Source organism: Aromatoleum evansii (assembly GCF_012910805.1).
In the GTDB taxonomy this organism is placed as follows: Bacteria; Pseudomonadota; Gammaproteobacteria; order Burkholderiales; family Rhodocyclaceae; genus Aromatoleum; species Aromatoleum evansii.
Genome location: NZ_WTVK01000054.1, coordinates 1 through 24,226, shown reverse-complemented (window position 1 = coordinate 24,226; position 24,226 = coordinate 1). Strand labels below are relative to the sequence as shown.

Annotated in this window: 25 protein-coding genes and 1 pseudogene; 9 read left to right on the top strand and 17 right to left on the bottom strand. The window is 66.4% G+C overall.

Annotated elements, in window-relative coordinates; genetic code table 11:
* Positions 1-28: 28 nt before the first annotated feature.
* From paaK to fdhD, 10 genes are all read right to left on the bottom strand, one after another.
* Positions 29-1,372, bottom strand: a complete 1,344-nt coding sequence (gene paaK / locus GO615_RS21790; RefSeq protein ID WP_169131982.1) for a phenylacetate--CoA ligase PaaK — start codon at positions 1,370-1,372, stop codon at positions 29-31.
* On the bottom strand, positions 1,362-2,702 hold the full coding sequence (gene padI / locus GO615_RS21785) for an NADH-dependent phenylglyoxylate dehydrogenase subunit beta (protein ID WP_169131981.1): 1,341 nt from the start codon (positions 2,700-2,702) through the stop codon (positions 1,362-1,364). The genes paaK and padI overlap by 11 nt, the downstream gene beginning before the upstream one ends.
* Positions 2,703-2,712: 10 nt before the next feature.
* Positions 2,713-3,981, bottom strand: coding sequence for an NADH-dependent phenylglyoxylate dehydrogenase subunit epsilon (gene padH / locus GO615_RS21780; RefSeq protein WP_211167286.1), 1,269 nt, complete (start codon positions 3,979-3,981; stop codon positions 2,713-2,715).
* Positions 3,982-4,111: 130 nt separating this feature from the next.
* Positions 4,112-5,365: an NADH-dependent phenylglyoxylate dehydrogenase subunit alpha gene (gene padG / locus GO615_RS21775; protein WP_169131980.1), complete on the bottom strand. Its 1,254-nt coding sequence runs from the start codon at positions 5,363-5,365 to the stop codon at positions 4,112-4,114.
* On the bottom strand, positions 5,362-5,661 hold the full coding sequence (gene padF / locus GO615_RS21770) for an NADH-dependent phenylglyoxylate dehydrogenase subunit delta (protein ID WP_169131979.1): 300 nt from the start codon (positions 5,659-5,661) through the stop codon (positions 5,362-5,364). The genes padG and padF overlap by 4 nt, the downstream gene beginning before the upstream one ends.
* Entirely contained in the window at positions 5,658-6,230 is a 573-nt protein-coding gene (gene padE / locus GO615_RS21765) for an NADH-dependent phenylglyoxylate dehydrogenase subunit gamma (protein WP_169131978.1), read from the bottom strand. Before padE ends, padF begins: the two co-directional genes overlap by 4 nt.
* Positions 6,231-6,485: 255 nt before the next feature.
* Positions 6,486-7,394, bottom strand: coding sequence for a DmsC/YnfH family molybdoenzyme membrane anchor subunit (locus GO615_RS21760; RefSeq protein ID WP_169131977.1), 909 nt, complete (start codon positions 7,392-7,394; stop codon positions 6,486-6,488).
* 6 nt (positions 7,395-7,400) lie between these two features.
* Complete coding sequence (locus tag GO615_RS21755; protein ID WP_169131976.1) at positions 7,401-8,048, bottom strand: 4Fe-4S dicluster domain-containing protein; 648 nt, start codon at positions 8,046-8,048, stop codon at positions 7,401-7,403.
* Complete coding sequence (locus GO615_RS21750; RefSeq protein WP_169131975.1) at positions 8,045-10,804, bottom strand: molybdopterin-dependent oxidoreductase; 2,760 nt, start codon at positions 10,802-10,804, stop codon at positions 8,045-8,047. The genes GO615_RS21755 and GO615_RS21750 overlap by 4 nt, the downstream gene beginning before the upstream one ends.
* A 19-nt stretch (positions 10,805-10,823) precedes the next feature.
* Positions 10,824-11,621, bottom strand: coding sequence for a formate dehydrogenase accessory sulfurtransferase FdhD (fdhD, locus tag GO615_RS21745; protein WP_211167285.1), 798 nt, complete (start codon positions 11,619-11,621; stop codon positions 10,824-10,826).
* A 300-nt stretch (positions 11,622-11,921) separates the two neighbouring features.
* Here fdhD and paaX point away from each other — a divergent pair, with 300 nt between their 5' ends.
* Complete coding sequence (paaX, locus tag GO615_RS21740; RefSeq protein WP_169131973.1) at positions 11,922-12,878, top strand: phenylacetic acid degradation operon negative regulatory protein PaaX; 957 nt, start codon at positions 11,922-11,924, stop codon at positions 12,876-12,878.
* A gap of 156 nt (positions 12,879-13,034) precedes the next feature.
* On the opposite strand, the pseudogene GO615_RS21735 reads toward paaX, so the two are convergent.
* From GO615_RS21735 to GO615_RS21725, 3 genes and pseudogenes are all read right to left on the bottom strand, one after another.
* Positions 13,035-13,211, bottom strand: a pseudogene (locus GO615_RS21735) (YfhL family 4Fe-4S dicluster ferredoxin); the annotation flags it as partial.
* 89 nt (positions 13,212-13,300) lie between these two features.
* Complete coding sequence (locus tag GO615_RS21730) at positions 13,301-14,140, bottom strand: 2-oxoacid:ferredoxin oxidoreductase subunit beta (RefSeq protein ID WP_169131972.1); 840 nt, start codon at positions 14,138-14,140, stop codon at positions 13,301-13,303.
* Between the two features lie 2 nt (positions 14,141-14,142).
* Positions 14,143-15,870 carry a 2-oxoacid:acceptor oxidoreductase subunit alpha gene (locus GO615_RS21725; RefSeq protein ID WP_169131971.1) on the bottom strand — a complete coding sequence of 576 codons (1,728 nt, stop codon included), beginning with the start codon at positions 15,868-15,870 and terminating at the stop codon, positions 14,143-14,145.
* Between the two features lie 172 nt (positions 15,871-16,042).
* Here GO615_RS21725 and GO615_RS21720 point away from each other — a divergent pair, with 172 nt between their 5' ends.
* The 8 genes from GO615_RS21720 to GO615_RS21685 all read left to right on the top strand — a co-directional run bounded on the left by GO615_RS21720 (position 16,043) and on the right by GO615_RS21685 (position 19,634).
* The gene (locus GO615_RS21720; protein WP_169131970.1) at positions 16,043-16,504 is read left to right on the top strand and encodes a MarR family winged helix-turn-helix transcriptional regulator; all 462 of its coding nucleotides are present in this window, start codon (positions 16,043-16,045) and stop codon (positions 16,502-16,504) included.
* An 11-nt stretch (positions 16,505-16,515) separates the two neighbouring features.
* Complete coding sequence (locus GO615_RS21715; protein ID WP_169131969.1) at positions 16,516-16,776, top strand: DUF4160 domain-containing protein; 261 nt, start codon at positions 16,516-16,518, stop codon at positions 16,774-16,776.
* Between the two features lie 5 nt (positions 16,777-16,781).
* Positions 16,782-17,051, top strand: a complete 270-nt coding sequence (locus GO615_RS21710) for a DUF2442 domain-containing protein (RefSeq protein ID WP_211167284.1) — start codon at positions 16,782-16,784, stop codon at positions 17,049-17,051.
* Positions 17,048-17,287, top strand: a complete 240-nt coding sequence (locus tag GO615_RS21705) for a VF530 family DNA-binding protein (protein ID WP_169131968.1) — start codon at positions 17,048-17,050, stop codon at positions 17,285-17,287. Before GO615_RS21710 ends, GO615_RS21705 begins: the two co-directional genes overlap by 4 nt.
* The gene (locus tag GO615_RS21700; protein WP_169131967.1) at positions 17,284-17,481 is read left to right on the top strand and encodes a hypothetical protein; all 198 of its coding nucleotides are present in this window, start codon (positions 17,284-17,286) and stop codon (positions 17,479-17,481) included. The genes GO615_RS21705 and GO615_RS21700 overlap by 4 nt, the downstream gene beginning before the upstream one ends.
* Positions 17,482-17,493: 12 nt before the next feature.
* Positions 17,494-17,937: an OsmC family protein gene (locus GO615_RS21695; protein WP_169131966.1), complete on the top strand. Its 444-nt coding sequence runs from the start codon at positions 17,494-17,496 to the stop codon at positions 17,935-17,937.
* Between the two features lie 92 nt (positions 17,938-18,029).
* Positions 18,030-18,650: a histidine phosphatase family protein gene (locus tag GO615_RS21690; RefSeq protein WP_169131964.1), complete on the top strand. Its 621-nt coding sequence runs from the start codon at positions 18,030-18,032 to the stop codon at positions 18,648-18,650.
* A gap of 21 nt (positions 18,651-18,671) precedes the next feature.
* Positions 18,672-19,634, top strand: a complete 963-nt coding sequence (locus GO615_RS21685; protein WP_169131962.1) for a Vgb family protein — start codon at positions 18,672-18,674, stop codon at positions 19,632-19,634.
* Positions 19,635-19,714: 80 nt separating this feature from the next.
* On the opposite strand, the gene GO615_RS21680 is transcribed toward GO615_RS21685, so the two are convergent.
* The 4 genes from GO615_RS21680 to GO615_RS21665 form a co-directional block, all read right to left on the bottom strand.
* Positions 19,715-20,644: a SphA family protein gene (locus tag GO615_RS21680; RefSeq protein ID WP_169131960.1), complete on the bottom strand. Its 930-nt coding sequence runs from the start codon at positions 20,642-20,644 to the stop codon at positions 19,715-19,717.
* A 28-nt stretch (positions 20,645-20,672) separates the two neighbouring features.
* Positions 20,673-22,115 (bottom strand): aldehyde dehydrogenase family protein, encoded by a 1,443-nt coding sequence (locus GO615_RS21675; RefSeq protein ID WP_169131958.1) that lies wholly within the window; start codon positions 22,113-22,115, stop codon positions 20,673-20,675.
* 158 nt (positions 22,116-22,273) lie between these two features.
* Positions 22,274-23,821 (bottom strand): FAD-binding oxidoreductase, encoded by a 1,548-nt coding sequence (locus GO615_RS21670; RefSeq protein WP_169131956.1) that lies wholly within the window; start codon positions 23,819-23,821, stop codon positions 22,274-22,276.
* A gap of 40 nt (positions 23,822-23,861) precedes the next feature.
* Positions 23,862-24,224, bottom strand: a complete 363-nt coding sequence (locus GO615_RS21665; RefSeq protein WP_169131954.1) for a hypothetical protein — start codon at positions 24,222-24,224, stop codon at positions 23,862-23,864.
* Between the last annotated feature and the right edge of the window lie 2 nt (positions 24,225-24,226).

Here is a 24,226-nt window from a genome sequence, read left to right as displayed (position 1 = left end):
TCTGACCCTTGGCCTCAAAACCCCTGCATCACTCCTTCGGCCGCTTGTCGATCACGCGCTTGGCCTTACCGACCTGGGTGCGCTCGATGCGGCCGGTCTCGACGATCTGGACGTCCGCGCTGACACCCACGCGGCTCTTGATCTCGTGCCGGACTTCGGCGGCGATCTTCGAGCGTTGTGCCTCATTGACCGAGTCGGAGAGGTCGTGACGGATTTCGGCGAGCACGGTGAGCTCGTCCATATGGCCCGGACGCGTGATCTGCAGCTGGTAGTGGCCGCACAGGCTGTCGTGGCGCAGCAAGATTTCCTCGATCTGCGTCGGAAAGACGTTCACGCCGCGGATGATCAGCATGTCGTCGCTGCGGCCGGTGATCTTGCCGATGCGGCGCATCGTGCGCGCGGTGCCGGGCAGCAGCACGGTGAGATCGCGCGTGCGGTAGCGCACGATGGGCAGCGCCTCCTTCGTCAGCGACGTGAACACGAGCTCGCCCGGCGTGCCGTCGGGCAGGACTTCGCCGGTGACAGGGTCGATGATCTCCGGATAGAAGTGGTCTTCCCAGATGTGCGGGCCATCCTTGGTCTCGATGCACTCGCACGCGACGCCCGGGCCGATCACCTCGGACAGGCCGTAGATGTCGATCGCATCGATGCCCAGCCGCGTCTCGATCTCGCGGCGCATCTCGTTGGTCCAGGGTTCGGCGCCGAAGACGCCCACGCGCAGGGTCGTCGAGGCGGGGTCGATGCCCATTTCCTGCAGGCCGTCGGCGACCGTGAGCATGTAGGACGGGGTCGCCATCATCATGGTCGGCTTGAACTCGCGGATCAGCTGGATCTGCTTCTCGGTATTGCCGCCGCCCATCGGGATCACGGTCGCGCCGAGCGCTTCGCCGCCGTAGTGGGCGCCGAGACCGCCGGTGAAGAGGCCGTAGCCGTACGAGTTGAGGATGATGTCTTCGGGTGTGCCGCCGGCTGCGCGCAGGGAGCGCGCCATCACGGTGCCCCACATCGCGATGTCCTTCTTCGTGTAGCCGACGACGGTGGGCTGGCCGGTAGTGCCGGACGAGGCGTGCACGCGCACGATGTCGCGCATCGGCACCGCGAAAAGGCCGTAGGGGTAGTTGTCGCGCAGCTCTTTCTTCGTCGTGAAGGGGAACTTCGACAGATCCGAGAGCTGCTTCAGGTCAGCCGGATGCACGCCGGCCTCGTCGAATGCCTGGCGGTAGTGCGCGACGTTGTCGTAGGCGTGCTGCAGGCTCCATTTGAGCCGTTCGAGCTGCAGCGCGGCGAGTTCGTCGCGGCTCGCGGTCTCGATCGGATCCAGTGTGTCCCGTGCTGCCCCTTTCGGTACTGCAAAACCATCCCTAGCCGACATGTGCGTGCTCCGTCATGCGTTCAACGAATTTCTGGTTTTCTACGACCTTCTTCTGGATGTGCTCGACCTGCTCCGGCGTGAGGTGTCGGAATCGCCCCATCGCCTTGAGGTAGTCCGTGACCGGCAGCGGGTCATCCACCGGTTTCGTGAAGTGCAGGCCGTCCTGCGGCGTGTATTCCCACAGCATCACGAAGTTGGTCTCAACGGCCTTGCGCGCAACTTCCATGTTGAGGTTCGACGGGAAGCGCCAGCCGGTCGTGCAGGGCGAATACACGTGCAGATAGGCGAAACCGTTCTTGGAGGCGGCGATGGCCTTGTCGAGCTTGTCGTAAAGGTCTTCCATGTACGCGGTGGAGGCCGTCGCGACGTAGGCGCAGCGGTGGTTCACCATGATCAGCGGCAGATTCTTGGCGTCCTGCGTCTTGCCGCGCGAGGTCTCGCCCACCGGCGTGGTCGAGGTCCAGGCGCCGTAGGGCGTGCAGCTCGAGCGCTGCATGCCGGTGTTCATGTAGCCCTCGTTGTCGACGACCATGAAGAGCATCTGCTCGCCGCGTTCGGCGGCACCGGAAAGCGACTGGAAGCCGACGTCCGACGCGCCGCCGTCGCCCGCGATCGCGAGCGCCTGCACGTCGCGGCCGACACGCTTGTACTGGCGCTTGATGCCGGCGAGCATCGCGGCTGTGTTGGTGAGGAGGGGGTGGAAGACGGGGACCTTGGTGCCGGTGGTGCCGTTGAAACCCACCGAGCCCATGCCCGGCACGCAGCCCGGCGGCGTCGCGAGCACGGTGTCGGGGCCGACGCGGCGCAGCGTGTGGCGCATCAGCAGTTCGGTGTTGCAGCCCTGGCAGCCGGCGAGGCCCGGCGCGAAGAGGTCTTCCCAGTCGCCGACCTCGTTGTAGATGTTGGCGGTGGTGATGTGCTTGAGCGCGCCGTGCGGACAGGCCGGCACACAGGCCGGGTTGCCGTCGCAGGTGTCGCACTTGGCGACGTGACCCGTCGCTTCGTCCAGCGCGATGCCGGCGTAGGCGCAGCCCACCGTGCACAATAGGCAATCGACGCATTTCGTGGCATCCCAGCCGATCACGCCGCTCGTACCGTCCTTGTTCAGCGCGCCGGCCGGGCAGACGGTCACGCACTTGGGGTCCGCGCACTGGCGGCACAGCGCGAGTTCGAAGGTCTTGTCAGCGGCGCCCTCCCTGCCGTAGATCTGGATGCGCGAACGCGCGATGTCGTCCGTGCCGGTCTTGGCCTGCGCGCAGGCCGTCATGCAATCGCCGCAACCGTCGCACTTGGCGGGGTCGAAGGCGATGGTGCTGTAAGCTCGTCCCATTGATGGCTCCTTAGCGCCAGGTCTGCGACATGATTTCGCGGCCAACTGCGAGCGGATTCGCAACGAAGCGGCTGCGCAGCGGCGTGAGGTCGGTGCGGCGCAGGATCAGTTGCGCCATGACGCCGCCGTCGAAGAATTCATTCACGCCGAAGATGCCGGTGAGGCGCCCGTCGGCGGCGAAGATCGCCTTCAGGTAGCGGCCGGTCTTCTCGTCGAAGCGCGTGACGACCTCGCCGCCTTCCGGCACCGTGCTCGACCCGACCGAGATCGCGTGGCGGCCGAAGAAGTGGTAGGTGTTGAGCGGCACGCCGCCGGCGTAGTCCTTGACGCCCGGGTCACCCGCCATCGCCATGCCGGCGACGCGGCCCTGGATCGTCGCGTCGGGCAGGATCGCGTTCATCACTTTCGTGCCGGTGAAGAAGCCGCGCGCCTGGGCGCAGTCGCCCGCGGCCCAGACGTTCTCCGCGGTGGTCTGCATGCGGTCATCGACGAGAATGCCCTGCGCGTGCTCGACGCCGCTGCCGTTGAGATAGTCCATCTCGGGCTTCACGCCGGTCGCGACGAGCAGCAGGTCGGCTTCGAGCGTCGTGCCGTTCTCCAACGTCAGCTTCGCGCCGGCGGCAGTCGGCTCCAGGCGCACGACGCGGCTGCCGGTCATGATCTTCGCGCCGGCGTCGCGGAAGGCCTGCTCGATCATGTCCGCAGCGACCTTGTCGAAGTAGCCGGAGGTGAGCTGTTCGCTCATCTCGACGATGGTGACGCTGGCGCCCGCCTTCACCAGATTCTCGGCGGCGTGCATGCCGACGAGGCCGGCGCCGAGGACGACGGCCTGCTTCGACTCGGCGATCGCGCCGCGCAACTTCAACGCGTCGTCCAAGGTGCGCAGCACGTGGTAGGAGACGGTGTCGATGCCGGGGATCGGCGGAATCGCAGGCGAGGCGCCGGTCGCGAGCAGCAGCTTTTCGTAGACCACGCTGGAGCCGTCGGCGAGCTCGGCCGTGTTGCGATCGGCGTGCAGCGCCTTCAGCGCGGCTTTCGGACGGTAGGCGACCTTGTTGCGCGCGAAGAAGTCGTCATCGCGCAGGAAGATGCGCTCGGGCGCCGACTTGCCCGACACGACGTAGGGCAGCACGGTCGGCGAGTACGGCAGGTGCGCATCGCGCGTGACGACGGTGATCGGCCCTTCCGCGTCATGCATGCGGATCGCGTTGATCGCCTCGAGCGCAGCGTGGCTGCTGCCGGCGATCAGGTATTTGGTGTGTTCGATGGCTCGGTCCATGCTGGCCTCAATCTCGGTTGGCACGGCGGGTTGCGTAGGGCGGGAGGAGCAACGCGCATCCCGCCGTGTTCTTGCCGCTGGATTGGCGGGATTCGCTGCGCTGCTCCCGCCCTACGGTTCGTGCCATGGCTTAATCCTTCTCGTTGAGCCAGACCGGCTCGGTAGGCGCGACGGCGCCATTGAGCAGCGCCTCGGTCTCGTCGATCACGCGATGCACGTGCGGGATCGTGATGTCCGCACCGGCCAGCCCGCCGATGTAGCTGATCGACGGGATGTGGCGGCCGAGGCGGTACAGCACGCCCAGCGTCTCCTGGTACATCGGCCCGCAGTTCCAGCGGAAACCCACCGAGCGGTCGATGACGCCCAGGGCCTTGACCTTGCCCAGCGCCTTCTTCAGCGCCTCCACGGGGAAGGGGCTGAAGGTCTTGATCTTGATGAGGCCGATCTTCTTGCCCGCCTCGCGCGCCTCGTCAACGGCGTCCTTTGCGGCGCCGGTCATGCTGCCCAGCGTCATGATCGCGAACTCGGCGTCGTCGAGCCGGTACTCCTCGACCAGCGGCGCGAAGCTGCGGCCTATGCGCTTGGCCCAGTCCGCATGCACCTCCTCGATTACGGAGAGCGCGTTCTGCATGCCGCGGCACTGGCCCTTGCGGTAGCGCACGAAGGTCTGTGGGCCCTTTCCGGTGGTGCCACCGGTGAGCGGATCGACCGCCATCGGGCGCAGCGGATCGAGCGCGACGTGCCAGTTAACGTTCTTCTCGCCCATGAATTCATCGACGTCGGCCTGGTCCGGCAGCTCGACGCGCGAGGCGCCGTAAGAGAGGTAGTTGCCGTCGAGGCACACGTTCACCGGCAGCATCACGTCGTGGTGCTCGGCGATCTTGAAGGCCATGACCGTCGTGTCGAGCACCTCCTGCACGCTCTCGCAATACACCTGGATCCAGCCCGCCTCGCGCACGGTCATCGCGTCCTGATGGCCGCCCCACACCGACTGCGGCGTGATGCCGTCGCGCGTGACGATGGTCAGCACGATGGGCAGGCGCATGCCGGAGGTGCGGAAATACGGTTCGAACATGAAGGCGAGGCCGGGGCCGCAGGTCGCCGTGTAGGTGCGCGCGCCGGCAAGCGCCCCGCCCTGCAGCACGGACAGTACCGAGTGCTCGCCTTCGGCGTCGACGATGTCGGCATCCATGCGGCCGTCGGCGATCAGCTTGGCGACGTGCTCGACGAGCGAGGATTGCGGCGTGATCGGATACACCGACACCATATCTGGCCGCGCGAGCGCGACGCCGAGCGCGGCGGCCTCGTTACCTTCGGCGAGGATCACCTTCTGCTTGCGCGGCGCTTCGGCCGCCACTGCCTTTTCCAGCGTCGCGGTGCTCATTGCACCTCCCCGATCATCGTGATCGCCCGCTGCGGGCACTCGTTGGCACAGATGCCGCAGCCCTTGCAGGTCTTGAGGTTGAAGTCGAACCAGGCGGCGTGCTCCTCGACGCACTGCACAGGGCAGTACAGCCAGCACACCGCGCATTTCACGCATTTGTCGCGATCGACCACCGGCCGCATGCTGCGCCAGTCGCCGGGCAGCATGGGGCTGACGACCGTCGCGACCGGACAGAGGTCGTCCGGGACGCCGGCCTGTTCGAGGTTGAACAGCGGGTAGCTTTGGTGCCGGCTCATGCCGCGGCCCTCCTTTCGATGTGATGCACGGCCACCTCGGCATAGCCGCGCTCCAGTGCCGTCATGTTCTGCGCGAGCCCCGCGTCGCGGAACTCGGAATCTTCGAGCGCGCGCTTCAGCGATTCGAGCGACACGACGCCGGTGGTCTTCGCGAAGGCGCCGAGCATCAGCGTGTTGGTGATCGGGCGTTTGAAGATCTCGAGCGCGATCTTCACCGCGTCGAGCAGGCCGACGGTCGAAACGCAGTCGGGAAGCGCGAGCTCGGACAGCGGATGGTGCGTCGCCTGCACCAGCGTGCCGCCCGCCTTCATGCCGGCGAAGATATCGACGGATTTGGTGAGCGTCGGATCGACACACACGATGCAGTCGGGCTGGTAGATGTTGGTGAGCTGGCGTATCTCGCGATCGCTCATGCGCAGGAAGGACACCACCGGCGCGCCGCGGCGCTCGAACCCGAAGGACGGGATCGAAACGGCGTACTTGCCCTCCTCGACCATCGCCGCGGCAAGCATGCCCGACGCCATCACTGAACCCTGGCCGCCCCGGCCATGGAAGCGTACTTCGTACATCTCGTCTCCTCCTGCAGTGCAGGGACGGGGCTCGATGGCCCCAAGTTGTAATTAGTCAGTACCGCGAACCTTGTGCAGAAGCGTCATGTGGGAGCAACTGTCTGTGGGAGCGGCTTCAGCCGCGAATGGGCCGTGCAGCGTGCGGTACCGCCAATTCGCGGCTGAAGCCGCTCCCACATAGCCGCTCCCACATAGCCGCTCCCACGGGGTCACGACGACCTTGTCCGCTTCAATTTCACGCGCTACTCCCCTCGTCTAGACGCCACCCCAGCCTGGTTTCACGCCCGCACCCGAGGTGCCGCGCCCCCGCACCGGCAGATGCGGCAAGGCAAAGCCCTGCGTGAAGGCTGCCCGCCGCACGAGCGTGTATTTCACCCACCACCCGCCTGCCACCGCCGCGAGGCCGGCCAGCACCAGCGCGGCCCCGGCAAGCGGCGCGCCGAGCACGCCGACCAGCAGCAGCGCGGCCGGCAGCAGGTTGCCGTACTTCAGGAATTGCCCGTCGATCGCCGAGAGCGCACGCAGGCTGCCGATTGGGGCGCCGTCGGTGCGCAACCCGCGCAGATAATTGCGCCACAGCAAGACGCGCACGAGGAGCAGCACCAGCGCACAGACTGCCACGGCGATCTGCCCCGCAACCTGCGGAATCACGAAGGGTGCTGCCACCGCCAGCAGGCTCGCGCCTTCGGCAAATCCGGTCGCGGCAACCAGAGGGAGGCAGCGCGGATGGCGCCAGGCGGGGATACCCTTGTCCGCGGCCAGGATACGTGCCTGCGCATACACGAAGCAGGCACCGAACACGCCGGTCAGCAGTACGAAGAGCAGCTGCCCCGTCAGCAGTGCCAGCACGCCGCAGCCGAACACGAAGGGTGCGACCGCCGCCTCGCGCGTCATCCACGAGGTCGTCGCGTGGCGATACACGTTCAGTGCGCGCCACGGTTTGCCGATCTCGAACCACACGCAGGTGAGCCCCGCGCCGATCAGTGCCATGCCGGCGACGAGCAGCGCGCGCACGTCCGTGCCCCACAGGCTGGCGAAGGCCGCGAAGGCGAGCAATCCGCCTCCCGCCCCACCGGCGATGAAGTTCGATGCCGCACGCCAGTCCCAGTTGTGCTGCTGCCGCGGCGCGACGCGCTCGCCCGCCCGGATCTTCGGAGTCTTCATCCCCGCTTACCCCTTGTCCCAGATGTAATACACGCCCGGCCCGGTGCCGAGCTCCTCGTGCATGCGGAAAGTCTTGTTCTCGGCGATCAGGCGGCTGACCTTGCTGTTGGGGTCGTCGAGGTCGCCGAAAGCCATCGCGCCGGAGATGCAGGAATTGACGCAGGCCGGCGTAACGTCCGGATCGCGTCCCGGCACCTGTCCGGTCTTTGCCGCGAGGTCGATACGGTCGATGCAGAAGGTGCATTTCATCGACACCGAGATGCGCGACGGGTCGAAGCGCACCTCTTCCGACTTGATCGGCTTGTCGCCGTAGGCGAACTTCGCCTCATGCACGATGGAGCGCGCCTCGTAGGGACAAGCCATCACGCAGTTCGCACAGCCGATACAGGTGTCGTAGTCGATGGCGACCAGGCCGTCGGGCCGCTTGGTCGTCGCCTTGGTCGGGCACACTTCCTCACACGGAGGTTCGTCGCAGTGCATGCACGCGACCGGCACGAAGCTGCGGCGCACGTCCGGGAATTCGCCCGTCTCGAGATCCAGCACCCGCCGCCACTGCACACCCGGCGGCGTTGCGTTGGCGTTCTTGCAAGCGGCGGTACAGGTCTGGCAACCCACGCAGCGGCGCAGGTCGATGGTCATCGCGTAGCGGGTCATTGTGCGGTCTCCTCGCGCGCGACCTTGCGCACCGCCACCCGCACGATGTCGGAGCCAGAGCCGGTTGCATCGGTCAGTTCCATCGACATGGGTGCAATCGTGTTCAGGCTGGGCATGCCGAAGTCCTTGGCGAGCGGCGTCGCCCAGTGGTCGAACTGGCCGAGGATCACTAGCGTGTCGGGTCGCACGCCCTGCGCCAGCACGGCGTCGCCGTAGGTCGCGCCGATGTGAGAGCGCACCTCGATGCGGTCGCCGTCGCTGATGCCGAGGCTCTTCGCGGTTTTCGCGTTCATGATCACGCCGGTGTGACCGCGCACGTTCTGCGCAACCTCGCGCATCAACGCGATGCTCGCGTTGCCGCCTGTGTGGTACTGCATGCTCTTGGTCGCGAGCAGCCACAGCGGGAAGTCCTCGGGCTTGCCGCCGGCGTTCCTGATCTGTTGCGCCCAGCGGCCCGGCACATCGTGCCATTCGGGCAGCGCGGCGTATTCGGAAAGCTGTTCGTCCCACCAGTGCATCTCGTGCTCGTGCAGGCGATTGCCGAGCTCGCGGCCGATGCGCAGCAGACGCTCCTGGTAAGGCATCTCGTAACGCAGCCCCTGCTGTGCCAGCGTCGGGCTCAGGTACCACTCGGTCTTGGACATCGGCACGGTGTAGAAGCCGTGTTCCTTGAACCACTCGAGGTCGTGCACCTCGCGCCCTTCCGAAAGGCTGGCGCTCGACGCGCGGCATACGGCGTCCCAGATCTCCTCGACACCGTGCTCCTTGCTCGCGTCGAGGCTGTAGTCGTAGCCATCCGCCTTCAGCGGCGCGCCGCCCCCGGCACCGCGGTTCAACGCGTTGTTGTACTGTTCCAGCAGCCCCGTGCGCTTCGCGAGCTGGGTGCTGATCCACGTGAAGTCGCGCGTATCGCCCTGCGGCTCGACCGCCGGCTGACGCAGCACCACGCCGCGGTGCTCCCAGAACTGCTCGACGAACTTCGTGCCGCCGACCTTGATCATCTGCAGCGATTCGAGGTCGGTCGCCTCGGGCAGCAGCAGGTCCGCCATCCAGTTCGTCTCGTCCAGCGTGTAGGCGAAGGACACCGTGAAGGGGAACTTCGCGATCTCCTCGACCAGCGTGCGCGTGTCCCAGAACGAGATCGCCGGATTGGTGCGGTAGATGAACCACACGTCGGGCAGCGTCGGCATGGGCATGTTCCAGTCTTCCGGCACCTCCCGCTGGAACATCCACGCCAGCTGCGTCGGCCCCAGCGCCTGGCTCCACGCGGTGTTGCCGACGATCGGCACGAGCGTGCGATGGATGTTGCGCCCGGTGGGCTTCGCGACCCAGTGCTCCTTGTCCGTCGGGTTGAAGTACTGCGCCATGAAGCCATCTTCGCCTGCCTTCACGCTCAGCAGACGGTTGTCGTGCGGGCGATTCAGCCGTACCGTCGTGCCCAGCGTGCCACCCGGGTTCTCCAGCGCCCCGACCAGCGTCGCGAGCAGCGTGCGCGCCCAGCAGCACTCAAAGGCGCCCCAGCCGTTGTTCACCGACTTGCCCAGCGTCACCGCGACCGGGCGCAGCGGCAGGGTCTGGCCGTCGATCTCGATGGTCTCGCCGATCGAGGCGTTTTCCAGGTATTCCTGAGCGATGCGGCGGATCGTCGCCGCGGGCACGTCGCAGATCGACGCCGCCCACTCCGGCGTGTATTTCTCCATGTGCTCGACGAGCTTGGTGTAGGCCGTCACGCCCTCGGCCACGTCGAACTGCTGGCGTGCGTCGTCGGCGTCGATGCTGATCGCCCCTTCGACACGGAAGCGTCCCGCCACCGCAGGCACCGCGCCTTCGGTGTCGAACGGCACTGCACGGCCGCTGCGTTCGTCCCACAGCAGCGGCTTTCCTGAAGCGGCGTCGCGCAGGTAGAGGCCGTCCGGCCCGACCAAGTACGGCGACGAGCTGCGGTCGCGCAGGAAGGCCACGTCGAGCTTGTCCAGCCCCTGCTCGCATACCAGCACATGGATCAGCGCGAACATGAAGGCCGGGTCGGTCTTGGGGCGGATCGGCACCCACTCCGCCGAACAGGCGCCCGTCACCGACAGGTGCGGCTCGACCTGCACGCGCTTGTAGCCGCGCACGCGGGCGTCGGCATGGCGCGTCACCGCACAGGGTCCGCCCGAGGCTTCGACGTTGGACCCGATCGAAATCACGTAGCGCGCGAGCGGCGTATCGGCCGCGACGGTGAAACCGCGGTGCCAGAATTCGCCGTACAGGTGCTCGGAATGCACGCACTTGACGCCCTGACCCGAGCCGAAGCTGTAGTCGATCGGACCCCACGCGGCGAGGAAGGCCGGCAGCGAACCCATGTACATGCCGGGCGTGCCACCATGCCCGAAGGTCGCGGCGACGCGCGGCAGGCCGGAATCATCGACCAGCCCCTTCGCACGCACCGACGTCAGCTTGGCGCTGACCAGGTCCAGTGCTTCGTCCCACGAGATCGGCACGAAGCCCGGATCCTCGTTGCGCCCCTTCTTCGGGTTGGTGCGCTTCATCGGCTGCAGCACGCGATGCGGGTTGTAGGTCTTCTGCACCAGGCCGTAAGCCTTCACGCACACCCGGCCGCGCGCCGGGTGGATGTCTTCGGCGGCGAAGTTCGGCTCGATTTCGGTCGCGACGCCGTCGACGACCTTCACGTTCATGAAGTCCGGTCCTGCCACGCAGTTGTAGCAGTAGCTCGGGACCTTTCGCACCGACTGCGGATTGGTGGTTGTGGGCATGTCTCCCCCGTTTGCTTTTTTAGTGAACCCGCTCGGGATGCGAGTAGATGCTGTGGCGCTCGCCGCGCGCGAAACCGATCAGCGTGAGGCCCGCGGATTGCGCGACACGGACCGCCATGCCGGTCGGTGCCGACACGGCCGCCACCACCGCGATGCCGACCGCCGCGGACTTCTGCACGATCTCGTAGCTCGCGCGACTGGTCATGAAGAGGAAACCGTCGGCGAAGGAGCGGCGTTCGCCGGCAATGGCGCCGATGAGCTTGTCGAGCGCGTTGTGCCGGCCGACGTCCTCGCGCACCAGTTCGACACGGCCGTCGAAGCCGCACCACGCAGCCGCATGCACTGCGCCGGTCAGCTCGAACAGTTGCTGGCGCGACTGCAGCTCGGCCTGGGCGCGCTGCAGGGCGCCCACATCGAGCATGCCGGTCGCCCCGACCTTCGCGATCGGCCGACAGGCGAGCTGATCGAGGCTCTCGACGCCGCAGATGCCGCAGCCGGTGCGCCCCGTCATCGCGCGGCGGCGGGCGCGCAGCTGGGCGAAGCGCTCGCCCGCCAGCTGCATCTGCACTTCCGTGCCATGAGCGTGCTCGAGGACCTCGATGTCGAGGATCTCGCGGGCGTCGCCGGCGATGCCCTCGCTCAGGCTGAACCCGAGCGCGAAGTCCTCGAGGTCCTGCGGCGTGGCCATCATCACGGCATGCGAGAAGCCGTTGTACACCAGCGCGACCGGCACTTCCTCGGCCACCGAATCCTCGGCGCGAACCGCTGCGCCGTCGCTCCAGCGATCCACGCCGTAAATCCCGTGAGCATCTGCCATCGAAATCGCACCGTGCCGCATCGTCCACCTCGCTAACCGGATCTGAGTCGCCTGCCGATACCGACGCCACGGCCCCTACGACTTGCGTTCACGATACAAACTGAACGTCACGCGGTCAATCTTTTTGTATCGCTTTTTTCCTCATTGTTTGACTTACATCAATAACGAACAACACCCCCGGCGCGCTTCACTTCACCCGTCGCATCGTGCTCGTATCCAGCGCTTCCGACATGGCGTTAGAATCGTCCCACCCCATCCCCTCAGCGGCCCGCGGACGTACGAAATAACAGTGAAAAATCAATGAAAAGCCGTTTTCTCGAACAGTGGATCAACGACTACCTGGCCGAGCGCCGGGTGCGCGCGAACTCCCTGATCATCACCGTCTACGGCGACTTCATCGCGCCGCACGGCGGCACCGTCTGGCTCGGCAGCTTCATCCGGCTGGTCGAGCCCCTGGGCCTGAACGAGCGAATGGTGCGCACCAGCGTGTATCGCCTGTCGCAGGACAACTGGCTGGAATCGGAACAGATCGGGCGCAAGAGCTACTACAGCCTCACGGCCTCGGGCCGCCGGCGCTTCGAGCACGCCTACCGCCGCATCTACGACACCCCGCAGGACACCTGGAACGGCGAATGGCAGCTGGTCGTGCTGCCGTCCACGCTGGGCTCGCCCGAGCGCGACACCCTGCGCAAGGAGCTGTCGTGGGCGGGTTACGGCAACGTCGCACCGGGCGTCATGGGCCACCCATCGCCCGACACCGAAACGCTGCAGGAAATCCTTCAGGACACCGGCACGCAGGACAAGGTCGTGCCCATGCAGGCGTCGACGATCGGCGCCCTGTCGACCAAGCCGCTGCAGGATCTTGCACGCGAATGCTGGAATCTCGACGCCATCGAGGCGACCTACAGCGAATTCTCGGAGCGCATGCGCCCCGTCCTCCGCTCCCTGCGCAGCACGCGCGCACTCGACCCCGAGCAGTGCTTCCTGATCCAGACATTGACCATGCACGAGTTCCGCCGCGCGCTGCTGCACGATCCGCAACTCCCCGTGCAACTGATGCCGCGCGACTGGAGCGGGACTGCGGCACGCGCACTGTCACGCGCCATCTACCAGATCACCTGGCGGCATGCACAGCAGCACCTGATGGCGGTGTGCGAAACACCGAGCGGCGCACTGCCGGCCGCGGCGCCCTACTACTACAAACGCTTCGGCGGACTCGAAACGGAGCCCACGGAAACGGAAACGGCGGAAAATTGATCTTCGCCCAAGGGTAACGGGAATGTTTTCGTAGGGCGGGAGTAGCCAGAGGCGTATCCCGCTGTTCGCGGGTGGAGCATGGCGGTACGGCCGTGGGGCGGGACGCGCTGCGCCCCTCCCGCCCCACGTTGACGGTGATTACGCCGCCAGCGGCACGATCGCATCGACCGGACAGACCTCCTTGCACTGCGGCGTATCGTAGTGCCCTTCGCACTCGGTGCACTTGCCAGCGTCAATGACGAAGTATTCGCCGCCGGCCGAGATCGCCTCGTTCGGGCATTCCGGAATGCACACGTCACAGGTAATGCAGTCGTCGATGATTTGCAGCGCCATTTTCTTGATCTCCTCGTTGTTCTGGAAATGATTGTCTCTGCTGGGGTTGGGGGTGCGCTCGATAGGCCCGCACCCCGCGCTGATCGCCGTCACAGCGCGAAATCGGCTTCCAGTTCCGCCACCGCCACTGCGCCCTTCGGCTCCGGCTGCCAGGCCGGGCGGTTGCCCTTGTACAGCACCTTGCCGACGTTGAAGCCGTCGTCGGTCATCAGGCGCCGGGCGGCGCGGGCGGCGTCGTCGGTCACATCCACCACCGCGGTGCGCACCATGTGCTTCCACTCCTGCTGTTCGGGACGGAAGGTCACGCACGGGCTCAACACCTGCACCAGCGAGAAGCCCGGGTGGCGGATCGCCTGGGTGATGATGTCGGCGACGTTGTTGGGGTCCGAGCTCGAGCAACGCGCAACGAAGTTCGCCCCCGCGGCCAGTGCCACCACCAGCGGATGGAAGGACTCGATGCCCGCGCCGTCCGGGGTGAGCTTGCTGCCCTCCCAGTCCGGCTCGGTGGTCGGCGAGGCCTGACCCTTGGTCATGCCGTAGACCTGGTTGTCCATGACGATGTAGGTGAGATCGACGTTCCTGCGACAGGCGTGCAGGAAGTGATTGCCGCCGATCGAGAAGCCGTCGCCGTCGCCGCCCGTCACCAGCACCGTGAGGTCGGGGCGTGCGATCTTGAGGCCGGTGGCGACCGGCAGCGCGCGGCCATGCACGCCGTGGAAGCCATACACGCTGGTGTAGGCCGGGATGCGCGAGGAGCAGCCGATGCCGGAGACGACCGCGACATTCTCCGGCGCGAGCTGCATCGAGGCGAGCGCCCGGGTGATCGCGGCGAGTACCGAGTAGTCGCCGCAGCCCGGGCACCAGATCGGCTTCACTTCCGACTTATAGTCCTTGGCGGTGTATTCCCGCTGTTTGACACAGGCATCCATGTTCAGCTCCACTGGGTGATGTGTTCGACGATGGCGCCGGGGCGAACCGGCAGCGGTCCGGGGTGGTGCAGTGCCCGCACCTGACGCGGCAGGTCGTACTGGGCGCGCAGGTACCGGTGGAACTGGCCGCTGTGCGATTGCTCGACGACGAGCACGCGCTCGACGCCTTCGAGCGCGGCGGCGAATTTCTCCGGCTGCACCGGCGAGATCAGGCGCACGGCGACGAGTTTCACCCGGTGACCGGCGGCGCGCAGGCGGGCGAGCGCCTCGCGCGCGGGGCCAGCGCTCGAGCCCCAGGTGAGGATCGCGGTGTCGGCATCCTCATCGCCGGTGATGTCGGCCCAGTGGTCGCCGTAGTTGTAGCCGGTGAGTTTTCTCAGGCGCTTATCGAGCTGGGCCTGGTGATCGGACGCTTGCGACGAGGGGGTACCGGTCTCGTTGTGTTCGAGGCCATCGGCGGTGTACATGAAGCCCGCCATGCCGGGAATGGCCATGGGCGAGACGCCCGAGGCGGTGTTGGCGTAGCGCTTGTACTGCACGCCTTCGGCCAGCGCCGCGGGCCTCTCACGCTGGCCGATGAAGCTCACTGCGGCCGCGCGCGGCATAACTGCCCGCGCCTGCCCCATCGCCTGGTCGGTGAGGACGATGGCGGCGGTCTGCAGGCTTTCGGCGAGATGCACGGCCCACTGGGTCGTGAACAGGCAGTCGGCGACCGAGGTCGGGGCGAGCACGAGGTGCGGGGCATCCCCGTGCAGGCCATACACGGCAATGTTGAGGTCGGCCTGTTCGGACTTCGTCGCGATACCGGTCGAGGGGCCGACGCGCATCACGTCGATGACGACGATCGGAACTTCGGCCGCCACGGCGAGGCCTAGCGATTCGGTCATCAGCGCGAGGCCGGGGCCGGAGGTGGCTGTGAGCGAGGGCACGCCGCCGTAGGAGCCGCCGATGATCTGGTTGATGGAGGCGAGTTCGTCTTCGGCCTGCACGAGCACGCCGCCGACCTTGGGCAGCGCGGGAGCGAGCCATTCGAGGACTTCGGTCGCCGGGGTGATCGGGTAGGCGGCGACGAAGCGCACGCCGCCGCGCAGCGCGCCCATGCCGGTCGCTTCGTTGCCGGTGATGCTCCAGCGCTCGCTGGTGTCCGCCTTGCCCGCGGGCAGGCGCGGCACGGCGGGGAAATCGGCCGCCGCTTCGACGCCGGCGCGGAAGGCAGCGAGGCTCGCGGCAATCGCCTCCTCGCCCTTGCGTTTCAAGGTGTCGCGCAGCACGCCGACGACGACATCCTCGGTGAGGCCGATCAAGGCGGCGATCGCGCCGAAGGCGACCATGTTGGGGCGTCCGTCGGGGATCTTCTTCGCCAGCGCCTTCATCGGCAGCGCGATCTGCTGCGCGCCGCTGCGGGTAAACACTTCAGGAGTCTCGCCTTCGCCGGGGTCGCCGATGATCAGGCTCTGCGGCCCCAACGGGATCTCAGCGGCGAAGCGGCCGACGTTCTGCCAGTCGACGCCCACCAGGAGGTGGAAGCAGTCGTCATGCGAGGCGATGGGCTCCGTGCCCAGCCGCAGCATCACCGCGGCCTCGCCGCCGCGGATCTGCGGGCCCGACGAGCGCGTCATGTACGCGTACCAGCCGGCGCGCGCCGCCGCCTCCAGCAGCAGGCTGCCCGCGGTCACCACCCCCGCCCCGCCGCTGCCTGCCATCACCAGGGAAACCGTCTGCCCGCTCATTCGACCCTCCGTCTGCGACGACTGGAATCGGCGCGTGAAGCACGCGCCCCGATGAGCAAACTCTACCGATCGCATTGCTCCATGTCAAATTGTTTGTGTTCCACTATTTTTATCAACGTTTGGACGGCATACTTGGGAGACCCAACGTTTTGTTTTTCCCCATATTCATTCCATGACACAAAAAAAATCGACGGAAAGGAAAGGCCTCGACTTCGGCATGCTCCCCAGTCTGGCTGGCTACCAGCTGCGTTTGGCGCAGATCGCGATCTTCCGTGACTTTGCCGAAGGGCTCGGCGAATTCGACGTCACCCCCGGCCTGTTCGGCATTCTCGTGATCATCGAGGCCAACGCGGGGCTCAAGCAGACCGAGCTCGCCCGCGCCGCCCACCTCGACCGTTCGACCGTCGTCTCCGTCATCGACAACCTCGAGCGCCGCAACCTGGTCGAGCGCCGTCCGGCCGAAAACGACCGCCGCTCGAATTCCCTCGTGCTCACCGCCGACGGCGTCGCCCTGCTGAAGAAGCTCAAGCGCCGCGTGCAGGAACATGAAAAGCGGCTCGTCGAGCACCTCAGCGAAGACGAACGCACGACCCTGGTCACGCTGCTGCAGAAGATCTTTCCCGAGCACCGCTGAGGCGTCCGGGCATGCCCGAAATTTCCCGCTTTCTCGGCATCATCGTGGCGATGTTCTACAACGACCACGCGCCACCGCACTTTCATGCGCGGTACGGCGAACATAAAGTCGAGATCGCCATCGAAACCCTTGCGGTGTTGGCCGGATCATTCCCGCCGCGGGCACTCGGCCTCCTGATCGAATGGGCCGCAGCACATCGCGCCGATTTGATGGAAGATTGGGAACTTGCAAGGGTTCATGCCGAACTCAAGCGTATTGCCCCATTGGAGTAAACGCGATGGTGATGCACGACGTAACGGCCGTGAAGGTCCTCACCCCACCATGCCTCGAACTCAGGTTCGATGACGGCAGTATCGGTGTCGTCGACATCGCAAGCATCATCGGCACATTCGACGGAGTATTTGCGCCGCTGAGCGACGCCAGCTACTTCCGCACGGTGCGTGTCGCTCCGGAACTCGGTACGATCGTCTGGCCAAATGGCGCAGACCTGTGCCCCGACGTGCTCTACGACTGCGTCATCCGGAACGCAGCCACGACCCCATCGTGACAGCCCCACAACCCGGAAACCCGCTCCACGGCGTCACGCTCGAAGCCATGCTGACCCGCCTGGTGGAGCACTATGGCTGGGCGTCGCTCGGCGAGCACATCGCCATCCGTTGCTTCACGCACGAGCCCAGCATCCCTTCCAGCCTGAAATTCCTGCGGCGCACCCCCTGGGCGCGCGAAAAGGTGGAATCGCTGTACCTCTACATGCTGCGCGCGCAGGCAAGGAATACGAAATGACCTACGAAGAACATCTGGATGAAGTCACGACGCTGATCACCGAGAAATACAACGTCGAGGACCAGGCCGCCATCGACATGGTGATGCGCGCCCAGGCGGACGATTTCTTCACGCTGCACGACGACGATCCGTCGATTTGCACGCTCGACCGCGCCCACGCCGACGCGCGGGCCGTCTACAAGAAGTACCGTTGAGGAGAGCCCCCGATGTCCATGCACACCGCCACGATCGAATGGTCCCGCGCCCCGCACGAAGCCGACCCGAAGACCTTCACCCGCAACCACGTCGCCACCATGGCCGGCGGCCAACAGGTGAAGATGTCCTCGTCGCCGGACTTCCTCGGCGATCCGCACTGTGCCGACCCCGAGCAAATGGTCATCAGCGCCCTCGCCAGCTGCCACATGCTGTTCTTCCTCGCGCTCGCGGACGTGAAAGGTTTCCCGGTGGCCCACTACAGCGACAATCCGGTCGGCGAACTCGGCAAGACGGACAAGGGCATGGCGCTCACACGCATCGTCCTGTCGCCGCGCGTCGGCTTCGTCGACAAGCAACCCGACGCCGACACGCTCGCCGCGATCCACGCCAGCGCCCACAAGCGCTGCTTCATCGCCAATTCGCTGACCGCCAAGGTCGAGCTCGACCTCGGCTGATCAAGGCCCGCTCACCCCGGCGCGCGCCCCGTGCGCCGGGCAAGGTTCGCGATCTGTGCTATAGCGGAACATCGACCGGCCCGGAGTCGAAAATGTCCTCGCTGCGCTGCCTTGCCGCGGCCCTTGTCCTCTTGCTGCAGGCCCTGCCATCCACGGCGCACGCGGCCGATGCGGCGCTGATCGAAGCGCTGCGCACGGGCGGCTACGTACTCTACTTCCGGCACGCCCAGACGGACTGGACGCAATCGGACCGATCGAAGGATGCGGGCTGGGCAAGCTGCGCGCCAGCGCGAATGCGCCAGCTTTCGGAGGCCGGCCGTGAAACGGCCCGCCAGGTCGGGGACGCACTGCGGCGACTGAAGATCCCGGTCGGACAAGTCCTCGCGAGCGAATTCTGCCGCACCCAGGAGACGGCACGATTGCTCGGCCTTGGCGACGTCGCCGTAACCCGCGCATTGATCAACGAGTCCCATGCCGACCATGCCGGCGGAACCGCCGCGCTGCGCGACGCCGCGAAACGGCTGATGGCCACTCCGCCGCCGAAGGGAACGAACACCGTGCTGGTCGCGCATGGAAACGTATTCATGCTGGTCTCCGACCGACGCCCGGTGGAGGCCGGTGCGGCTGTGCTACGTCCGGACGGTCGCGGCGGATTCGAGGTCGTCGCACATGTGGGGCCGGAGGAGTGGATCCGGCTCGCGCGGGAACAGTGAGCGGAGGAAGGAGGACGGGCGATGCGCTGGATCAACTGGATCGGAGCCCTGCTCTTCGTCGCGGCGTCCGTCGCGGGGGCAGGCGAAGTGCGTGTCGAGCGCTTTGCAGTTCCCGCGGGCGCACACCCGCACGACATCGCGCCGGCATCGGAACCCGGTGGACCGGTGTGGTACACCGCGCAGCGGCAGGGCGCGCTCGGCGTCCTCGACCCCGCCACCGGGAAGACGCGCCACATCCCGCTCGGCCGCGGCTCCGCGCCGCACGGCGTGATCGTCGGCCCGGACGGCGCGCCATGGATCACCGACAGCGGGCTCAATGCGATCGTCCGTGTCGATCCCAGGTCCTTCGAAGTCACGCGCTACCCCCTGCCCGAAGGCGGCTACGCCAACCTAAACACCGCCGCCTTCGACGGCAGGGGCATCCTGTGGTTCACCGGCCAGTCGGGCATCTACGGTCGGCTCGATACCAGGACCGGCGCGGTGCAGGTGTTCGACGCCCCGCGCGGCCGCGGCCCCTACGGCATCACGGCCACACCGGGCGGCGAGATCTACTACGCCTCGCTCGCCGGCAGCCACATCGCGCGCATCGACACGCAGACCGGCAAGGCCGAAGTCATCGAGCCGCCGACGCCGAACCAGGGCGCGCGGCGCGTGTGGTCGGACAGCAAGGGCTGGATCTGGGTCAGCGAATGGAACTCGGGGCAACTCTCGCGCTTCGACCCCAAGACCCGGGAATGGCGCGCGTGGCGGGTACCCGGCGACGGCCCCAAGCCCTACGCCGTCTACGTCGACGCGCGCGACCACGTGTGGGTCAGCGACTTCGGCGCAAACGCGATGCACCGCTTCGACCCGGCGAGCGAGCGCTTCGAGACCTTCCCCTCCCCCGATTCGAACGCCGCAATCCGCCAGATCCTCGGGCGACGCGGCGAGGTGTGGGCGCCGGAATCCGGCACCGACCACCTCACCGTCTATCGCACCGATTAATTACCGTGCAATCGGATACTTGAAATCTGAACGGGCACCGTATTCCTCCCCCTTCAAGGGGAGGGAGCGACACCGCGCATTCAGAACGGCAGCACCAGCTTGAACCACGCCTTGTCGCCGCGAAAACGGTTCTCGGCTTCCGTTTCGTGGTGCCACTGCGCGATGAACATCGTGCCGTTCTTGTTCGTGTAGCTCACGCTCGGCCCGATCGCGAACACCTCGCCCTTGCGCCCCTTCGACCACACCCCCGGTACCTCCGGCAGAGTCTCGCCCTCCAGCTTGTCGTTCTCGGTCTGTTTCAGGTAATAACCCGAAAGACCCACCGCCCACGGCCCGAAGTGCTTGCCTAGGACGTAATCCATATGGAAATCGTCGCCCGACTCGTAATCCATCTTGGGCATGCCGGGCGCGAGGCGGAAGTCCTTGTTCTTGCGCTTGATGTTGTACATGAACTTGCCGGACACCTCCCAGCCGTCGTCCGACAGCCAGGTCGCGGCGAAGATCGGCTCCAGGCTCCAGTAGTTCGTCCCGATACTCTTCCTCGGGTCGCCCGACTTGTAGGCCCCGGTCGGCATGTTGAGGTCGAGCGCCACCGTCCAGTGCAGGTTCTTGGTGTGCCACGCGATGATGATCGGGTTGAAGGTGATGTCGCCCAGCCCCGTCACCGTCTTGCTGTCCCCGCCCAGCTTCACCTTCTGCTGCACGACCGGCACGATGAGATGCATCCCCCAGTCGCCGCCGAGGATCTTCGTGTCAGTCATCTTGATGAAGCGCAGCGCGTCGAACCACGCGTCCACCTCGGCCCCCGGCACCTTGTCGCCGCTCCCGTCGCGCAGCCTGCCGCTGTAGTGGCCGAAATAGTTGAGGAAGTAGTTGCCCGGCGGCGGCACCGCCCCCGCCAGCCAGCTTTCGGCGCCGTTGGGATATTGGTCGCCGCCCTCCTTCGCGACGGCATTGCCGGCGGCGAGGACTGCGAGTGCGACTGCTGCGGTGATGTATCTGAATTTCATCGTGTCTCCTCCCTGATTCTTATGCCGGTCAGAACGGGAAAGCCCGCTTGCCCATCTGCACGGTGATCCACTTCAGCTCTGTCATCTCGTCCATCGAGTGATGCCCGCCCTCGCGCCCCATCCCGCTGTCCTTGATACCGCCGAACGGCACATGCGGTTCGTCCATGATCGAGGCGTCGTTGATATGCACCATCCCCGCCTCCAGCCGCAGCGAGAGGTCGAAGGCCTTCTGCAGGTCGTTGGTGATGAGCCCCGACGACAACCCGTAGCAGGAATCGTTGGCGAGCCGCAGCGCCTCCTCGCTGTCCGCGGCGCGGATCACCGACACCGCCGGCCCGAAACTCTCCTCGCGGAACACCACCATGTCGGGCGTAACACCGGCGAGAATCGTCGGCTGGTAGAAGGCTCCCTCACTCTTGCCGCCCGAAAGCAGCTTCGCCCCCTTCGCCACCGCGTCCGCCACATGCCGGTCCAGCACCGCGCACTGCTTGCGGTCGATCAGCGGCCCGATCACCGTGTGCGGATCGCGCGGATCGCCGACCTTGAAGCCGCGGATCTTGGTCGCGAGCTTGTCGCAGAAGGCATCGAAGATCGGCGCCTCGACGATCAGGCGCGAGTTCGCCATGCACACCTGCCCCTGGTGCAGGAAGATGCCGAAGGCCGCCGCATTCACCGCATAGTCGACATCGGCATCCTTCAGCACGATCAACGGACTCTTGCCGCCCAGCTCCAGCGTGATGCGCTTGAAGTGCTTGCCGGCCTCCGCCGACAGCTCGCGGCCGACTTCCGTGGAGCCGGTGAAGGTGATCATGCGCACGCGCGGATCGGCGACGAACTTGTTGCCGAGCACCGAGCCCTGCACCGGCACCACGTTCAGCACGCCCTTCGGCAGCCCCGCCGCCTCGAAGATCTCCGCGATCTTGAGGCCCGTCACCGGCGTATAAGTCGCCGGCTTCAGGATGAAGGTGTTTCCGGCCGCCAGCGCCAGCGCCACCTTCTTCGTCGCCAGCAGGAAGGGGAAGTTGAACGGCGCGATGCCGGCGATCACGCCCAGCGGCCGGCGCACGCTCATCGAGAACACGCCCGGGCTATCCGACGGCATCGTCTCACCGGTGATGCGGCGGCACTCGCCCGCGGCGCTGCGCAGCAGATTCACGACGAAGCTCGCCTCGAACATCGCCTTGCCGAAGGTCGAACCCGCCTCGTCGATCAGCACCTCGGCCACTTCCGGGATGCGCTTCTGCAGCTCGTCGGCCGCGCGCAACAGGATCGCCTCACGCTCGTTGGCCAGGGTGTTGCCCCAGCTCTCCCTCGCCCGGTACGCCGCAGCGATCGCCCGCTCCAGGTCCCCGGCAGAGGCCTGATGCACGCGCCCCCACACCTCGCCGGTTGCCGGGTTGATATCGTCCAGGATGGTCTCCGTCGATGAGCCCACCCACTCGCCGTCGATGAACAGCTTGTATTCCTTCATGTATTCACTCCCGATTTAATGCCTGCATTTCGTGGGAGCGGCTTCAGCCGAGAATCGGCGTCGTTCCATGCTGAGCGGCCCGTTCGCGGCTGAAGCCGCTCCCACAGGGAAGCTCCCGCAGCGCCGATCCGACTGTGCCGCTCTCACAAGACCGTCGCTTACAGGCTGATGCCGCACCGTCCCGGCGCGATGATGTTGTTGGGGTCCAGCGCCTTCTTCAGGCGCTTCTCGACGTCGCGCTTCACCGGCCCGTAGGTCGCCGCGACCTTCTCGGCGAAGGCCGTGTTCGCGCGGTACATGCCGTAGCCCTCCTTCGCGAAGGTATGCAGCAACTCGTCGTAGCACGCGTACGCCTTCTCCATCTCCTCCGGCTTCGAGCGGTCGTACAGCAGGTCGATGACGTGGTGCATGTCGCGCCAGCCGACGATGAACTCGCCGACGTAGTCGAAGCCGTACTTGCCGAGAATGGTCTTCGCCATCTGCATCTGCTTGAGCGTCTCCGCGCCCTTCGCCTGCGACACCGGCGCAAACCAGATCGAGCCGCCGCCCCCGCGCCAGTTGTACAGGCCGAATTCGCCGAGGTTGGGCTTGCCCTTCATCAGGTCGAAGCGGTACTGCAGCGCCTGGCTGCCATTCGAAGCTTCCTGCGTGATGATCTTGCCGCCCGTACCCGCCGCCACCGCCTCGATGATCTTCCAGTTGGCGTCGTTCGTTTCCTTCGTGCCATACAGGCCCGCATACACATTCCACGCGCCGATGTTGTGATCGGCCTGGATCTTCTTCACCGCCTCGTCGGGGATCGCACCCGGCCCCGTGTGGTAGTCGGCGCGCTTCACCGGCGTGCACGGCGCTTCCCACAGCGTGTGCGCGATCACCACCGCGTTCGGGATCACCATCGCGATGCGCAGCGGACGCAGCGCCTCGACGATCTTGGTGATGTCGGTCTCGTTCGGATACTGGATGCAGAAGGGACGGAAATCCGGCGGCGCCGGCATCAGCCACATCCCCATCTTGGTCACCACACCGTAATTCGACTGCGTGAACATTCCGTCCAGCGTCGGCCCGTAGCCCCACTTGAACACCTGCCAGGTGTTCGAGTTCTCCATCGCCCCCATGCCGGTGCGCAGCACCTTCCCGTCCGCCAGCACCACCTCCATGCCGCACGAGAACAGGAAGTGCTCGCCATACGGCGTGTAGCCCACGCCGCGGTCGACCATGTTGCCCACCGGCCCCGCAATCGCCGACGGCGCCGGGCACGAGAACCACAGCGGCAGCTTGTGCTCCTGCAGGTAGTCGTAGAGCTGCTGGTAGGTCACGCCCGGCTCGACCAGCGCCGTGCACAACTCGGGGTCCACCTCGATGATGCGGTTCATGCGCCGCAGATCCATCACGATCTGCCCACGCTGCACCGGCGCCGCGGAACCGTAGCCGAGGTTCTTGCCGGTCGACACCGGGTACACCGGGATGCGGTACTTGTTGGCGAGCTTCATGATGCGCTGGATCTGCTCGACGCCGTCCGGCATCACCGACGCCGACAGCTCATGCTGCTCGTCCGGCACCGGCATCATGATCTTCCGGTACGGCGACAGCTTTTCCTCATCGACCAGCACATGCTCGTCGCCCACGATGGCCCTGATCTCGCGCACCGCCTTGTCGAAATCGGCCGCGCTCACGCCTTTCGGCAGCGCCTTGCTCTTCGAAACCATTCGATTGTCTCCGTTGTACTTGTGCCTGCCGCGCGCCGCGTCAGGTGTTGATCGCGAAAGAAACCAGGCTCGCCGCCCCGATGCGCCGATGCGCATCCATCACGAGACCCGCACCGCGCGCCGCCGCGATCTGCTGGAAGATCACCGCCGAAGCGTCGTCCATCACACCGATCACGCGCCCCTGCCCCGCGCGATCGAGCAAGGCGGTCACGCCCGCGAAACTGCCCAGCTCGCGCACGCTCACCGCCACCGCCCGCACACCCAGTTCCGCCGCCAGCCCGCGCCCCATCGCCAGCGCCTCGGGCGAGTCCGCCTGCGCCACCACCATCACCGCCCGCTTCGCGGTGCCGGACTCGCCCAGCTTCGCCGTGGCAGGCAGCGGCACCGCGAAGCGGGCGGTGATGG

Excerpts from the sequence above, each read along its gene's own strand:
- padE (WP_169131978.1), bottom strand. The coding sequence starts at position 6,230 with ATGTACGAAGTACGCTTCCATGGCCGGGGCGGCCAGGGTTCAGTGATG.
- GO615_RS21715 (WP_169131969.1), top strand. The coding sequence starts at position 16,516 with ATGCCCGAAATTTCCCGCTTTCTCGGCATCATCGTGGCGATGTTCTAC.
- fdhD (WP_211167285.1), bottom strand. The coding sequence starts at position 11,621 with ATGGCAGATGCTCACGGGATTTACGGCGTGGATCGCTGGAGCGACGGC.
- padF (WP_169131979.1), bottom strand. The coding sequence starts at position 5,661 with ATGAGCCGGCACCAAAGCTACCCGCTGTTCAACCTCGAACAGGCCGGC.
- GO615_RS21755 (WP_169131976.1), bottom strand. The coding sequence starts at position 8,048 with ATGACCCGCTACGCGATGACCATCGACCTGCGCCGCTGCGTGGGTTGC.
- GO615_RS21685 (WP_169131962.1), top strand. The coding sequence starts at position 18,672 with ATGCGCTGGATCAACTGGATCGGAGCCCTGCTCTTCGTCGCGGCGTCC.
- GO615_RS21670 (WP_169131956.1), bottom strand. The coding sequence starts at position 23,821 with ATGGTTTCGAAGAGCAAGGCGCTGCCGAAAGGCGTGAGCGCGGCCGAT.
- GO615_RS21760 (WP_169131977.1), bottom strand. The coding sequence starts at position 7,394 with ATGAAGACTCCGAAGATCCGGGCGGGCGAGCGCGTCGCGCCGCGGCAG.
- GO615_RS21675 (WP_169131958.1), bottom strand. The coding sequence starts at position 22,115 with ATGAAGGAATACAAGCTGTTCATCGACGGCGAGTGGGTGGGCTCATCG.
- paaK (WP_169131982.1), bottom strand. The coding sequence starts at position 1,372 with ATGTCGGCTAGGGATGGTTTTGCAGTACCGAAAGGGGCAGCACGGGAC.
- padG (WP_169131980.1), bottom strand. The coding sequence starts at position 5,365 with ATGAGCACCGCGACGCTGGAAAAGGCAGTGGCGGCCGAAGCGCCGCGC.
- GO615_RS21700 (WP_169131967.1), top strand. The coding sequence starts at position 17,284 with ATGACCTACGAAGAACATCTGGATGAAGTCACGACGCTGATCACCGAG.
- GO615_RS21695 (WP_169131966.1), top strand. The coding sequence starts at position 17,494 with ATGTCCATGCACACCGCCACGATCGAATGGTCCCGCGCCCCGCACGAA.
- GO615_RS21730 (WP_169131972.1), bottom strand. The coding sequence starts at position 14,140 with ATGGATGCCTGTGTCAAACAGCGGGAATACACCGCCAAGGACTATAAG.
- GO615_RS21680 (WP_169131960.1), bottom strand. The coding sequence starts at position 20,644 with ATGAAATTCAGATACATCACCGCAGCAGTCGCACTCGCAGTCCTCGCC.
- GO615_RS21710 (WP_211167284.1), top strand. The coding sequence starts at position 16,782 with ATGGTGATGCACGACGTAACGGCCGTGAAGGTCCTCACCCCACCATGC.
- GO615_RS21750 (WP_169131975.1), bottom strand. The coding sequence starts at position 10,804 with ATGCCCACAACCACCAATCCGCAGTCGGTGCGAAAGGTCCCGAGCTAC.
- GO615_RS21690 (WP_169131964.1), top strand. The coding sequence starts at position 18,030 with ATGTCCTCGCTGCGCTGCCTTGCCGCGGCCCTTGTCCTCTTGCTGCAG.
- paaX (WP_169131973.1), top strand. The coding sequence starts at position 11,922 with ATGAAAAGCCGTTTTCTCGAACAGTGGATCAACGACTACCTGGCCGAG.
- padI (WP_169131981.1), bottom strand. The coding sequence starts at position 2,702 with ATGGGACGAGCTTACAGCACCATCGCCTTCGACCCCGCCAAGTGCGAC.
- padH (WP_211167286.1), bottom strand. The coding sequence starts at position 3,981 with ATGGACCGAGCCATCGAACACACCAAATACCTGATCGCCGGCAGCAGC.
- GO615_RS21720 (WP_169131970.1), top strand. The coding sequence starts at position 16,043 with ATGACACAAAAAAAATCGACGGAAAGGAAAGGCCTCGACTTCGGCATG.
- GO615_RS21725 (WP_169131971.1), bottom strand. The coding sequence starts at position 15,870 with ATGAGCGGGCAGACGGTTTCCCTGGTGATGGCAGGCAGCGGCGGGGCG.